At 28.5% G+C, this 13,671-nt stretch carries 9 protein-coding genes; 3 read left to right on the top strand and 6 right to left on the bottom strand.

Features of this window, described 5'->3' with window-relative positions; all coding sequences use genetic code 11:
* Position 1: 1 nt before the first annotated feature.
* From WH52_RS00975 to WH52_RS00950, 6 genes are read right to left on the bottom strand one after another with little or no spacing between them, the layout of a single operon-like run.
* On the bottom strand, positions 2-2,401 hold the full coding sequence (locus WH52_RS00975) for an ABC transporter permease (protein ID WP_086029048.1): 2,400 nt from the start codon (positions 2,399-2,401) through the stop codon (positions 2-4).
* Positions 2,402-2,403: 2 nt separating this feature from the next.
* Positions 2,404-4,818: an ABC transporter permease gene (locus tag WH52_RS00970; RefSeq protein WP_086029047.1), complete on the bottom strand. Its 2,415-nt coding sequence runs from the start codon at positions 4,816-4,818 to the stop codon at positions 2,404-2,406.
* Positions 4,819-4,820: 2 nt separating this feature from the next.
* On the bottom strand, positions 4,821-7,235 hold the full coding sequence (locus tag WH52_RS00965) for an ABC transporter permease (RefSeq protein WP_086029046.1): 2,415 nt from the start codon (positions 7,233-7,235) through the stop codon (positions 4,821-4,823).
* Between the two features lie 31 nt (positions 7,236-7,266).
* Positions 7,267-7,968, bottom strand: a complete 702-nt coding sequence (locus WH52_RS00960) for an ABC transporter ATP-binding protein (RefSeq protein WP_086029045.1) — start codon at positions 7,966-7,968, stop codon at positions 7,267-7,269.
* Between the two features lie 22 nt (positions 7,969-7,990).
* Positions 7,991-8,386 carry a hypothetical protein gene (locus tag WH52_RS00955; RefSeq protein WP_086029044.1) on the bottom strand — a complete coding sequence of 132 codons (396 nt, stop codon included), beginning with the start codon at positions 8,384-8,386 and terminating at the stop codon, positions 7,991-7,993.
* Positions 8,387-8,388: 2 nt separating this feature from the next.
* On the bottom strand, positions 8,389-9,633 hold the full coding sequence (locus tag WH52_RS00950) for an efflux RND transporter periplasmic adaptor subunit (RefSeq protein WP_086029043.1): 1,245 nt from the start codon (positions 9,631-9,633) through the stop codon (positions 8,389-8,391).
* Positions 9,634-9,798: 165 nt separating this feature from the next.
* Here WH52_RS00950 and WH52_RS00945 point away from each other — a divergent pair, with 165 nt between their 5' ends.
* From WH52_RS00945 to WH52_RS00935, 3 genes are all read left to right on the top strand, one after another.
* Positions 9,799-11,169 carry a sigma-54-dependent transcriptional regulator gene (locus WH52_RS00945; RefSeq protein WP_086029042.1) on the top strand — a complete coding sequence of 457 codons (1,371 nt, stop codon included), beginning with the start codon at positions 9,799-9,801 and terminating at the stop codon, positions 11,167-11,169.
* A 4-nt stretch (positions 11,170-11,173) separates the two neighbouring features.
* Complete coding sequence (locus WH52_RS00940) at positions 11,174-12,502, top strand: sensor histidine kinase (RefSeq protein ID WP_233131489.1); 1,329 nt, start codon at positions 11,174-11,176, stop codon at positions 12,500-12,502.
* A gap of 518 nt (positions 12,503-13,020) precedes the next feature.
* Positions 13,021-13,440 carry a helix-turn-helix domain-containing protein gene (locus WH52_RS00935; RefSeq protein WP_086029040.1) on the top strand — a complete coding sequence of 140 codons (420 nt, stop codon included), beginning with the start codon at positions 13,021-13,023 and terminating at the stop codon, positions 13,438-13,440.
* Positions 13,441-13,671: the final 231 nt, after the last annotated feature.

Genomic DNA, 13,671 nt, shown 5'->3' with positions numbered 1-13,671 from the left:
GTTATTCGAATTTTAAATATTTAATTAAATCTACTTTGGTAGCATTATAAGCTTTTATTCCTACAACCGTGATTACCAAGAGAATTAAAATTATTGGTGAAATAATATATGGTAGAATTGGCATATCGATACGATACGCAAAGTTATTTAACCAATTTTGCATTAAATAATAGGCAACTGGAATTAAAAATACCGAAGCTATTAATACATTTTTTACAAAACTTATAATAAGTTGGTACATGATTTCCTTTACAGATGCACCCAATGTTTTACGAATAGCAACTTCTTTTAATCGTTGTTGAATTGTTAAGCTCGCTAATGCAAAAAGCCCTAATAATGCTACTATAATTACTACAAAAGTTAAAACTCCGAACAAGGTTTGTTGCTGTCTGTATTTTTCATACGTTTTTTCAAAAGCTTTATTTACGAAGGAGTATGTTAACGGATATCCTGGTTCAACTTCAGTTCTCCAAAAATTTTCTATTTGAGCAATCGCTTTTTCTTCTCTACCTTCTTTAATCTTAAAATGTACCGAGTTTGAATTGTACTTTAACCAAGGAAGTGATTTAAAATGCATATATGCAACGGGTCTTATTTTTTTATCAAAACCATCTAAATGATAATCTTTTACAACACCAATAATAGTACAAATTTTATCAAAAGCTCCAACTTTTTTACCAACAGGTTTTTCGATTCCTAACAGTTTTACTGCTGTTTCATTTAAAATAACACCGCTGATACTATCTGATGCAAATTTTTCTGAAAAACTACGTCCATGTTTCATTTCTGCTTTAATCATTTCTAAATGATTATAATCAACAGGAATAAACTTAGTATCTAAATCTTTATCCTTATATGACACTCCAATTGAAAAATCATTATCAGCTCCTGGTGATACCATACTTGTTGATACTGATAAAATATTCGGGTTATTTCTAAACACTTTTTTTACCAACTCGTATCGTTCCCATTTACGAGATCCATTTGCAAAATTCACTACTAAAATTTGGTCTCCAGAAAATCCTAAATCTTTAGAACTCATATAACTCACTTGGTTATATACTACCAAACCTCCTACTAAAAAGAATCCAGAAATTATAAACTGTAGCCCTAGCATTAAATTTCTTAATAACACCATGTTTTTACTTCTCGAAAAGTTTCCTTTTAAAACTTCAATCGTTTTAAATTTGTGTAAATACAGTGCATATAAAACTCCTATAAAAGAAGAAATTATCAATGTTAAAACACTTATTTGACCAATTAGCTTAACATTTCTAAGACTTAACTCTGTTTTAAAATAATCATTAAAATTTGGAAGAATAAGCTCAGTAATTAATAGCGCTAGTAATAAAGCTACAAAACCTTGAATAATAATTTCTAAAACATATTGTAAATTAAAGTTAAGTGTAGAAATACCAAGTGTTTTTTTAATACCTACCTCCTTACCTCTTAAACTAGCAGATGCTATAGAAAGGTTAATGAAATTAATACTTGAGATAATAATGATAAATACAGAAAGCCCCATCATTATTAGTAATAACAAGTAATTTCCTTTACCTTCTAGAGGGCCAACATCTCCTTTAGAATGTAGGCGAAATCCGTTTAGCTTTTCTAAAAATGGAACTGAGGCTTCTTTTTCTAAATAACTATTTAGAGGAATCCCTTCTTTTTCTGCATTTGCTTTGTGAAAATTATCAATAAATACTTGTTTTAATTTTTCTTCGACAGCTTTTATATCTGCTCCTTCTTTAAGTTTGTAGTAAGTATAATTTGAAAAGGAATCCCAATTTTTAATCATACTTTTATTTGCCATACCCCAAACGACAACTTCTGGTTCGGTTGTAGACGGTTTCTTCACTTCAAAAACTCCAGAAATAGTGTAATTTTTCTTTCCATACGAAATCGTATTTCCTAAAGCATCTTTAGTTCCAAATAACTTCTTCTTAACTCCAGAAGAAATCGTAATAAGATCTTTAGAGGCTAAAATTCCGTCTTTAGTTCCCTCAATAATTTCATGTGGGAAGAATTCAAAAAAATTGGGTGTACTTTGTACAATCTTAGTTACATAAGTAGTTTTACCATTATTAGCTTTTAATAAAGCGTTATTGTACCATGAAGGCATAGAAAGATAATCTGTAATTTCTGGAATTATTTCTTTACTTTTTGGTCCTTCAGGATGTGTAGCATCATCATATATTTGTCCATCTGGCCAAGAATGAGCTACTTTATAAATCACATCTTTATTAGGATTCCATTTATCGTATGAATTTTCTTTGTTATAATACAATAATACTATTGTTAAACCTACTAATCCTAGGGTTAATCCGCCAATATTAATTAAAGTATTCAACCAATTCTTTTTACTATTTCTAAAGAATAATTTGAACCAAACTTGTAACATAATTATTCGAATTTTAGGTATTTAATTAAATCTATTTTGGTAGCATAAAAAGCTTTAATTCCCACAACAACAAACACTAAAATGGTTAAAATAATTGGTGTTATAATGTATGGTGTTATTGGCATTTCGATACGATACACAAAATTTTCTAACCAATTTTGCATGAAGTAATACGCTATTGGTACTAAAACTACAGAAGCTATCAATGTAATTTTTAAAAAGTTTTTTATTAATTGATACATTATTTCTTTAATCGACGCTCCTAATGTTTTACGAATTGCAACTTCTTTTAGCCGCTGTTGAATTGTTAGCGTTGCTAAAGCAAAAAGTCCTAATAATGAGATGGTTATCACTATAATTGATAGTATTAAAAACATGGATTGTTGCTTCTTAAATTTTTCATAGGTTTTCGCAAACTTCTTATCTAAAAATTCATATGTGAAAGGATATTTAGCATCAATATTGGTTTTCCAAAAGCTTTCTATTTCAGCAATTGTTTCATCAATATTTTTAGATTTTAACTTGAATTGAATTGCTGGCATCCAACCATTTGGAAAATCTAAACTGTTCCAAAGAACAAAAAACATAGGTGCAATTTTAGTATCAAAGCCATCGAAATGATAATCTTGCACCATTCCGATAACTTCAAAACCTGGTTGATCATCATCTAACCAACCTAAGTTTAACTTTTCACCTAGTGGTTTGTTGAAAATTCCTAATTCTTTAGCGGCAGTTTCATTGATGATTATTTTAAGTGAATCTGAAGCTAAATCTTTCGAAAAATTTCTTCCTGCTAACAACTTAATTTTTGAAAAATCTAAATAATTATGATCAACAACATTAGATGCAGAATTAAATCTTTTGTCATTTATTTCATGACTTAACGAAGTTCCGTTTACAAAGCCTTCTCCTGGTACAAACATGCTCGATGTTATTGATACAATGTTCTTGTTCTTTGTTAAAACTTCTTTCGTTAAATCATATTTTTTAAACTTATTATCAATATTATAATAGTCTACAGACAGTACATATTCTTTATCAAAACCTAAGTCTTTTTCCATCATATAAGTAACCTGAGTTCCTACAATTAATACGCTGATTATAAAAAAGCCAGATATTAAAAACTGAAGTCCTAACATTATGTTTCTAACTAAATTCCCTTTTTTAGTTTTTGAAATACTACCTTTTAAAACATCAACAGTTTTAAAATTTGATAAATACAAAGCTGGAATTAAACCTACTACAATAGCTATAACAATTGCTGTTGTAAATAATGTAATTATTGAATTTAATTGAAGTATTGAAATATCTTTTCCTATAAATTCATTAAAATAAGGCAACGATAATTCTACCACTAATAAGGCTAAAACAAATGAGATTATACTTTGTAAAATAATTTCGAAAGTATATTGTAATAACAGCTGTTTTTTGGATAATCCTAAGGTCTTTTTTACTCCTACTTCTTTAGCTCTTTGGCTTGCAGAAGCTACCGATAAATTAATAAAATTAACACAAGAAATAATAATTAGTAAGATTGATAAAGCCAATAATATCATTAATAATTGATAATTACCTGTACCGCTAGGTCCTGCCCTTTTCGCAGAATTATGTAAGTAAATCGTATCTAACTTATCTAATAAAATTGTTGGTGGCTTGTACTGTTCTTCAAATTCTTGAATAGTTACTCCTTCTTCTTGAGCAGACATTTTAACAGCATCAACAATTATCTGTTTCATTTTTTCGCTTACAGAAGCTAAATCTGAACCACTTGTGATTTTACAAAACAACTCATTATTATGATTTCCCCAATGTACCTCAAAAGGTGTTTCAAATTGTAATAATAAATCTGGTTCTTGATGTGAGTTTTTCGGAACCTCAAAAACACAAGCTACTGTATAATTTTTATTATCTATTCTAACGATGTTACCAACAGCTTCGTCTCCTTTAAAAATACGTTCTGCATATTCTTTAGACAAACCGATGTAATTTCTTGTTTCTCTAAATTTTTCTACTGAACCTTCTAATATTTTAAATGGAAAAAAATCAAAAAAATGAGGTTCTGTAAATATCGTCTTATCGTTAAATTCAAAAGAATTTTTATATTGAACTGTTCTACTTCTGTAAAATGGTTTTACCATAATAGCTTCAGTAACTTCAGGTATTTTTTCAGGATACGTAAGATACATTCCTGGGTTACAGGTAAACCATACCTCCCCTGTTCTAGGCTGTTTAATATTTACCCTATATACATTATCTTTATTAGGATTCCATTGATTATAACTCTGCTCTTCTTTTAAGTAAAGTAGAATAATTAATAGTCCTGATAGCCCTAATGTTAATCCGCTAATGTTTACTAAAGTATTTAACCAGTTTTTTCTACTATTTCTAAAAAATATTTTAAACCAAACTTGTAACATAGCTATTCGAATTTTAGGTATTTAATTAAATCTACTTTAGTAGCATAATATGCTTTAATACCAACCACTATAAACACTAGTACTATTAACACAATTGGTGTAATTATATAAGGAAGTAGAGGCATTTCTATACGATATGTAAAATTCTCCAACCAATTTTGCATAAAATAATATGCTACAGGGATTAAAATAACTGATGCAATTAATGTTATTTTTAAAAAGCTCTTTATTAATTGATACATTATTTCTTTTATTGAAGCTCCTAATGTTTTTCGAATTGCAACTTCTTTTAATCGTTGTTGAATTGTTAGCGTAGCCAAAGCAAACAAGCCTAATAAAGAAACCAATATCACCACAGAGGTTAGAATAAAAAATATAGTTTGTTGTTTTTCATATTTTTTATATGTTTTTGCAAAACGCTTATCTACAAACTCTGGATTAAACGGATAACCTTGTTCTACATTTTGTTTCCAATAATCTTCAATAAATTCTAAAGTTTCTTGAATATTATTAGGCTTAATTTTAACTTGAATCTTCCAAAGATTACCTCTCATCCAGTCAAAGCTGTTCCAGTGCATGTAAAATGTAGGCGGAATTTTATTTACCAAACCTCTTGTATGATGGTCTTTTACTACTCCTACTACCTGTAAGTTTTTTCCATCATTGTCTGGTCCTCCAAAACCAGCATCAACTTTTTTTCCTATTGGATTATCAGCAATTCCTAAAGCAGAAGCTAATGTTTCATTAATTAAAACATTTTTTATGGTATCTGATGCGATATCATCTTGTAAACCTCTTCCTGCTACGATATCAACATTCATTACATCTAAATAGTTATGATCTAAAGCATTAGAGTTAGATTGAATCGACACATCTTTATATGAAAAGTTTGTTGAACTCGCACTTCCTCCACCAATTATAAAAGAATTACTTGTTACAGCTTCTATATTTGGATGCTTAACCAATTCTTGTTTCGCTAGCAAATAATTCTTATACCTATTATCAAACTTATTAAAAGAAATCATTACAATTTGATCACCATTAAACCCTAAATCTTTATTCATCATATAATTAACTTGCTTGTTAATTATAATTGAACCTGTTAAAAAGAAACCAGAAATTAAAAATTGTAATCCTAACATGATGTTTCTAGCAAATATTCCTTGTTTACTTCTCGATATGTTCCCTTTTAATACCTCTACCGATTTAAATCTTGATAAATAAAATGCTGGAATACTTCCTATTACAACAGAAACTACTATTGCTACTAATGTTAATTGAGATAACAACCCAAATTGTAAGATTGAAATATCTTTTTTCATAAAATCATTAAAAGAAGGCAACACTAATTCAACTAAAATAAGTGACAATAAAAAAGCAACAATACTTTGTGTTACAATCTCTAACGTGTACTGTCTAACTAAAGAAGCCTTAGAAAGTCCTAAAGTTTTCTTTACTCCAACTTCTTTTGCTCTTTGTGTTGCTGAAGCAATAGATAAGTTGATAAAGTTTACACAAGAAATTATTATTAATAATATAGATAGACTTATCAAGATAACTATTAATTGATAATTTCCTTTTCCTTCTGGACCTGCATCATTAGATTTTGTGTGCAATCGAATATCTCCTATTTTCTCTAAGTAAGCTGTGGTACCATACTTCTGAGTAAATTCTTCTGGAGTTATGCTCATGTTCTTAGCTGATGGTAAAACAGAATGTTTATGCCATACATCTTTTACTTTTTCATTAAATGTTTTAGCTTCAGTTCCTTTAGAAAGTTTTACAAATAAGTTGTTAGAAAAATTTCCCCAATGACCTTCAGGTTGTTTTTTATATTGAAAAACTACTTTAGGCATAACGTAGTGCTTTCCTTCAATTTTATAAACTGTAGTAATTATAAAATCTCTCTTATAAAAATTAATTGTTTTTCCTATTGCAGATTCTTTTCCAAAAAATTGTTTTGCTAATTTTTCTGATATAGCAATATTGTTTCTAGTCTTTTTAAACGATTCTGCACTTCCTTCAACAACATCAAAAGGGAAAAAGTCAAAAAAGTTAGGTTCTCCTTGTAATATACCTTGAGTAAAAATGTCTTTCCCTTTAACCTTTATTAACCCATCACTATACCAACTATTACACAAATAAAAACTTTCTACTTCTGGTATTTCTTCTTTATAAGTAGGTCCTTCTATGTTTGTACTGGTTGACCAGATATCTCCACTTGCCATTTTATGAACCACTCTATAAACATCTTCTTTATTCGGGTTCGTTTTATTGTAGCTTTGCTCATCATTTAAGTACAGTAGCACTATTAATAACCCCGCAAAACCTAGGGTTAATCCTAAAATATTTACTAAAATGTTTAGCCAATTTTTTTTACTGTTTCTAAAAAATATTTTAAACCATGTTTGTATCATTTTTTACAAGTTTTTATGGATTAATTATTTTTTACTGAACAAGTAAATCTACCTTGTGCTCGTTTTGTTTTTCTGAAACAACTTCACCGTCTTTTAATGTGATAATTCTTGAAGAAAACTTAGCATCGTAAGATGAGTGCGTAACCATAATAATTGTAGCTCCAGTAGCGTGTAATTCTGTTAATAATTCCATTACATCGTTACCACTCTTACTATCTAAATTTCCTGTAGGCTCATCGGCAAGAATCAACTTAGGGTTTGTTACTAAAGCTCTTGCTACTGCCACTCTTTGTTGTTGACCTCCAGATAATTGTAACGGATAGTGTTTCGCTCTATGTGCTATACCAATACGCTCTAAAATTTCGTTTACTCTACGTTTTCTTTCAGAAGATTTTACATTGTTATAAATCAATGGTAATTCAACGTTTTCAAATACAGTAAGTTCATCGATTAGATTGAAGTTTTGAAATACAAATCCAATATTAGCTTTACGTAAACTAGCACGTTGCTTTTCGTTGAAGTTTGCAACCTCAATTCCATCAAAATCGTAACTTCCAGAATTAGGTGCATCTAACAAACCTATAATATTTAATAATGTTGATTTACCACAACCAGAGGCTCCCATAATTGAGACAAACTCTCCTTCTTTTACCTCTAAACTTAATTTGTTTAAAGCCGTTGTTTCTACTTCTTCTGTTCTGTATACTTTTACTAAATCGTTAATCTTTATCATTTTTATATATTTTTATTATTAGTTAATTCCAATTAATTTTAAATGTTCCTGAGGCTTCATTTCCTTCTACAAACACTTTATAATTTCCTTTTTTAGTTAATACAATACTTTTTGTTTTAATTTGTTTTTTACTTAATTCTTCTGATTTCCATATTACTTTTTTATGTTCATCTGCTAAATAAACTATTATAGTTCCTTTCTCTATTTCTGATACTATATTTATGTTTACTTCTTCTTTTTTAAAATTAGCTATTTGATATGCTTTTCCTGAAAAATCGGTAAATGTTGCATTAAAGTTTTTATTTCCTGAAGATACTTTCCAGTTTTTCACTGTTATTCCATCATAAATTATTCTAGAAGAACAAGATGATAAAACAATTGAAAATAGTATGATCATAATTATACGTATTCTTAACATTTTTAATCAACATTTACTTGTTCAACATCTTTAAAATCAGCATAACTAGAAGTAATTACCTTATCTCCTACTTTCAGTCCATCTAACACTTCATAATAGAAAGGATTTTCACGTCCAATTCTAATATTTCTTTTTACTGCTTTGTTATTTGCATCTAAAACAAACACCCATTTACCATTTGTATCATGATAAAATTGTCCTTTAGAAATTAACAGAGCTTTACTGTTGTTCGATAAAAATACTTTACTTTTTAAAGACATTCCTCTCTTAATATCTTTTGGTAAAGAATCTTTATCAAACTGAAATTCTATTCTGAATTGACCATTCACAACTTCTGGATGAATTTTAGATAACCTAATTTTATAATCATTAGTATTAATAGCAACTTTCCCATTTATGTTTTCTTTTAATTTAGCGATATAATACTCATCTACTAAAGCGACCAACTTATATCCGTCTAATACATCAATTTTCCCAATATTTTGACCTTGGTTATAGTTTTCTCCTAAAGTAGGATTGAAAGACGACAACAACCCATCAACTGGAGCTTTAACCGTAAAATTTTCTTTGTTTTTTCTTAATAGCTCTAAGCTTTTTTGCATGTTGGTAATAGAAGTGTTTATGCGAGCTAATTGTACATCTCTACTCTTTTTTTCTTCTGCAACACTTTTCTTTATAACTCCACTACGCTCTTTTTGAAATTGAAATTGTTGAGTTGTCTTTTCATAATCGTTTTTTGCCACAACTCCTTTACCAAATAACTTTTTATCTAAATCATATTGACGCTTTGCGTTTCTATAATCATTATCAATACTTAATAATTGTTGATCTAGAGTTAACTGCTGATTCTTAATATTAACTCGAATATTTCTTAAGTTATTAATTTGCTCTACAATTGCAGTTTCTTGCGTTAAATAATTTAATTCTGCATTCGGATTGTACACTTTTAATAAAGGAGTTCCTTTAGTTACTTTTTGTCCGCTTTCAACAAAAATTTCAGAAACAGAACCTCCTTGAATTACATTTACAAAAACAGAGGTTTTTGGTTCTACCGTACTATTAAATAGTAAAACATCTTCAAAATCTCCTTCTGTTACTTCTCTAATTGATATTGAATCTTTACTTATATTCACTTGCTTTTTACGAGTCATATTCATTAAAACCAAACTCGTTAGCAGTACAATAGGTATACTCCATAATAACATCTTTTTTGTTTTCTTGTTTTTAGGTTGTATTTGCTTGTCCATAGTTAATTACACTTTGTTTGGTTATATTGATGCCACAAATATGCCAGTAGAAAACAAATTGATAAAACACTAAAAATCAACAACCTAACCTTTAATCATGATTTTAAAGTGTTCAATAACGAACATTTCTTTGTTCATATTCTAACAATTAACTAATTATGTAGTATGAGAAAAAAAGACGCTACCATTTTAATTGTTGATGATGATGACGATATCTTATTTTCAGCAAGAATAAGTTTGAAAAAGTACTTTTCTGAAATTATTACCGCTAATAATCCCAAAAAAATAAGTAATCACCTTACTAATGCAACTGTTGATGTTGTTTTGTTAGATATGAATTATCGCATTGGTTTTGAAGATGGTAAAGAAGGTTTGTATTGGTTAAAACATATAAAAGAGGTAAGCCCAGAAACCACAGTAATTCTTATGACTGCTTTTGGCTCTGTTAATTTGGCTGTAGAAGCTATTAAGCAAGGAGCTACCGATTTTATTTTAAAACCATGGAATACAGAAAAGTTGTATGGAGTTGTGAATGCTGGGGTTGAATTAGCACGTTCTAAGCGAAAAACTTCACAGTTAACAACCGTTCAAAAACAACAGGATAAAGATTTTCATCAACAAACTGAGCATATTATCGGTAATTCTCCAGCAATGAAATCTGCTATCAAATTGATGCAAAAAGTAGCTCCTACCGATGCTAACATATTAATTTTAGGTGAAAATGGAACTGGAAAATATGTCTTTGCGAAAGAAATTCATTTATTATCAGATAGAAAAAATCATCCTTTTATCCATGTTGATTTAGGTTCTTTAAATGAAAATTTATTTGAGAGCGAACTTTTTGGTTATGCAAAAGGAGCTTTTACAGATGCTCAAAAAGATACTTTAGGACGTTTTGAATTGGCAAAAGGTGGTACTATTTTCTTAGATGAAATAGGTAATCTTCCCCTCCACTTACAAGCAAAATTATTAACTGTTATTCAAAACAGAAAAATTACTCGTTTAGGTGAAGGTAAAGAACGAGAGATAGATGTTAGAATTATCTGTGCAACCAACGCTCCTATTCATGAAATGGTAGAAGAACAAACTTTTAGACAAGATTTGTTATTCCGAATTAATACTATAGAATTAAACTTACCTCCTTTAAGAGATCGTAAGGAAGATGTTTTATTATTAGCGAATCATTTCTTGAAGAAACTCGTAAAAAAGTACCGTAAAAATAGTACCAGTTTTTCCAACGAAGCTATTCATGCGATGAAAAACTACCAATGGCCAGGGAATATTAGAGAAATCGAGCACATAGTTGAACGTGCTGTAATTATTGCAGATACTGAGGTTATACAATTAGAAGATTTGCATTTTTCTACTAAAAAAATGAATGTATCTTTAGGTCATAATCTTAATTTAGAAGAAACAGAAAAAATGTTAATTCAACAAGCTATGAACAAGCACCAAGGTAATATATCGAAAGCTTCGAAAGATTTAGGTTTAACACGAGCAGCTCTGTACAGACGCTTAGAAAAATTTGGACTTTAATATTTTGGGAAAACCACAAATCATACAAATCTTTATACGTATTCTATTAATTTTAATTAACGGAATAATTGTATTCTATACTTATAACAACGATTTTTTTGCTAATACTTTAGGATTTTCTTTAATTCTTTGTTTTCAATTTTTTTTATTGATTGATTATCTCAAGAAATTATTTGCCGATATCGAAAAATCTATCGATTGCTTATTACACAGTGATTATTCGAATACAATTTCTAAAGAGAAAAGAAAAAATCCACTACACGACAAAACCGCTATGTTACTCGAAAAACATAGAAAGTTAAGTTTACAAACCTCTTCAGAAACTTTAATTTTCACCAATATTATTGAAAGTTTAAGTATTGGAGTACTTATTTTAAGAAAAGATGATAACGGTTCTATTGAAGTTTTTCAACTCAATAAAGCCTTTGTTGATTTTTTACATATTCCAAAGTTTTATAATTGGCAGCTGTTAAAAGAAAAAATTGGTAGTTTAAAGGAACTCATTTCAAATTGGAACTTTTTAAAACATACTATTTCTTTAACTATTAATGATAAAGAAGAGAATTTTTTCTTAAAAACCTCTATTACGCAAACAAATGAATATCAATATTTAATTGTCACTTTAGAAACAATTCAGCAATTAATCGATAAAAAAGAAAAGGAAGCTTGGTATAAATTAATGAATGTAATGTCTCATGAAATTATTAACACCATCACTCCTATAAGTAGTTTGGCTGAAAATTTGGACGATTTAATTCAGGAAGAAGTAGATAAAGACGATTTAGAAGAATTGTCTACAGGTTTAAAGATTATTAAAAAGCGTTCTAAACATTTAACATCATTTGTAGATACTTATAGAAAGTTAGCAGAATTACCATTGCCAAATAAAGAAGAATTTGATTTGGTTGTGTTAGTTAAAAATACTTTACAACTATTTGAACGTGAGTTTCAGATGAAAAACATAAAAACGGAACTGTTTACAAATGTAAACAACAGTGTTTTTGCTGATAAACAGCAGCTTGAGCAAGTATTTATCAATTTACTATCTAACAGTATTCATGCTATAGAGAATGTCGAAAACCCTAAAATAATTATTGATATTAATCAAAATAAGGAGCATAGAACTTATATAGCAGTTATAGATAATGGTATTGGTATTTCAGATGCAATAAAAAATAATATTTTTGTGCCCTACTTCACTACTCGTAAAGATGGTTCTGGAATTGGCTTAACACTTTCTAAGAGCATTATAGAAGCTCATAAAGGAACTATTAAATTTACGTCTGTTAACAACAAAACTAGCTTTAATATAAGCTTGCCAATCAATATATAAGTTATTTAAAACTAAATGAATAACCACTTCTTTTGGTATTATAATGATTATTCAAATCTTATAAAATTGCTTTTGTATAATATATTATACATATATACTTTTAGTAATTTAATGAATACTCTTTTGCTTTACATATGTAAACTATATCGATTGTATTATTATCTTCTTTTTCTGTTTACAAATATAAACACACCTAACCTATTATGAAATATTTAGGACATACAGATATAATTATTGTTAATGTTATCTAAAATGAATAATTCACTTAAACATTAGCTATTTTAGTTTGTTTAATATTGTAAATAGTTGTTTTCTCTCAATTAATCATTATTATAAACATTATCTATATTAAAAACATAACTACCTAATAAACAATGGTTTGATTATTATTATTTAAAGTGATTTGTATCTTAAAAAGGTGTTAAAATGAAGTTTTTAACCATAATTATTTGTTTACTTATGTAATTATCACTACATTTACAATCGTAAACAAAAAATATGGTTTACAAAAGTAACATATGATTGATAGAATTAAACTCATATTAGATTATTACAATTTATCTGCTTCAACATTTGCAGATATGATTGATGTTCCAAGATCAAGTATCTCTCACTTATTATCTGGTAGAAATAAACCTAGCTTAGATTTTGTAGTAAAGGTTGAAAAAGCTTTTGATGAAATTGAGTTAGACTGGTTAGTTTATGGAAGAGGCACTTTTCCTAAAAGTAAAAGTACAATTATAAGCAAAGAAGTAAAATCCCCAAATATAGAGTCCCCTTCTCTGTTTAATGAAAATCCCGTATTTGAACAACAACCCGAAAAAAAATCAAATACGCAATTCTCAGGCAACGAACAAAAAGGTATTCCTGTCGAGAAAAGAATTAAAAATATTGTTGTTTTATACGACGATGGTACATTTGATGATTATAAAAAATAGAAAGCTAATATCTCTATAAGAACCCTGTCCCTTTTTTATTCCCCGTAAACATTTAACCCTTAAAAAGTGTTTACAGAATTTTCCCAGAAGACACTTTTATAAGTGAATTCATTTTCCCCATGAATGCTTTCCTCTAAAAGTATGCATTCATTTCCCCGAGTGCTTTATTCCCAATAAAGTATCCCTTAATCTAAAAAACACCCTCAAAAAAAAGTCTGAATTAAATTTTAA

Origin of the sequence: Tenacibaculum holothuriorum (assembly GCF_002120225.1) — a bacterium.
Classification (GTDB): Bacteria; Bacteroidota; Bacteroidia; order Flavobacteriales; family Flavobacteriaceae; genus Polaribacter; species Polaribacter holothuriorum.
This window is presented reverse-complemented; position numbering and strand designations above follow the sequence as displayed.

What these genes read in the sequence shown, in the direction of transcription:
- WH52_RS00975 (WP_086029048.1), bottom strand. Translation starts at nt 2,401, where the DNA reads ATGTTACAAGTTTGGTTCAAATTATTCTTTAGAAATAGTAAAAAGAAT.
- WH52_RS00970 (WP_086029047.1), bottom strand. Translation starts at nt 4,818, where the DNA reads ATGTTACAAGTTTGGTTTAAAATATTTTTTAGAAATAGTAGAAAAAAC.
- WH52_RS00965 (WP_086029046.1), bottom strand. Translation starts at nt 7,235, where the DNA reads ATGATACAAACATGGTTTAAAATATTTTTTAGAAACAGTAAAAAAAAT.
- WH52_RS00960 (WP_086029045.1), bottom strand. Translation starts at nt 7,968, where the DNA reads ATGATAAAGATTAACGATTTAGTAAAAGTATACAGAACAGAAGAAGTA.
- WH52_RS00955 (WP_086029044.1), bottom strand. Translation starts at nt 8,386, where the DNA reads ATGTTAAGAATACGTATAATTATGATCATACTATTTTCAATTGTTTTA.
- WH52_RS00950 (WP_086029043.1), bottom strand. Translation starts at nt 9,633, where the DNA reads ATGGACAAGCAAATACAACCTAAAAACAAGAAAACAAAAAAGATGTTA.
- WH52_RS00945 (WP_086029042.1), top strand. Translation starts at nt 9,799, where the DNA reads ATGAGAAAAAAAGACGCTACCATTTTAATTGTTGATGATGATGACGAT.
- WH52_RS00935 (WP_086029040.1), top strand. Translation starts at nt 13,021, where the DNA reads ATGATTGATAGAATTAAACTCATATTAGATTATTACAATTTATCTGCT.